Consider the following 383-nt stretch of genomic DNA (forward strand, 5'->3'; position numbering starts at 1 on the left):
CTCCCGTGGAGTAGCCACCTACCAACTGCTCCCGGACGTTCTCGTCGATGCCGAGCTGCTGCGACGCCTCCGGCTCCGCGCACACGCCAACGGCCCGGACGGCATCGAGGACCTGGTCACGGCGCTGCGGCTCGTCGAAGGAGAGCCTTTCAGCCATCTGCGCCGCAACGGGTATGGCTGGCTCACTGAAGGCGACCGCCTCGACTTCCATCTCGGCGCCGCCATCGCCGACATCGGACACCTCGTCGTCACCCATGCACTCCAGGCACTCGACCTCGACCTCGCCCGCTGGGCCGCCCAGACCACGGTGAAAGGCAACCCCCACGCCGATACCGCCCAACTCGACCTCATCGCGGTCATGTCCGCCAACCACGACCCACACG

The 383-nt window shown here is 67.9% G+C and carries 1 protein-coding gene; it reads left to right on the forward strand.

Annotated elements, in window-relative coordinates:
• A partial coding sequence (locus tag K9U41_RS23785) for a hypothetical protein (protein WP_282643279.1) occupies positions 1-383 on the forward strand: 383 nt, incomplete at both ends.

It is taken from the genome of Xanthobacter autotrophicus (assembly GCF_029991245.1).
GTDB lineage: Bacteria > Pseudomonadota > Alphaproteobacteria > Rhizobiales > Xanthobacteraceae > Xanthobacter > Xanthobacter autotrophicus_C.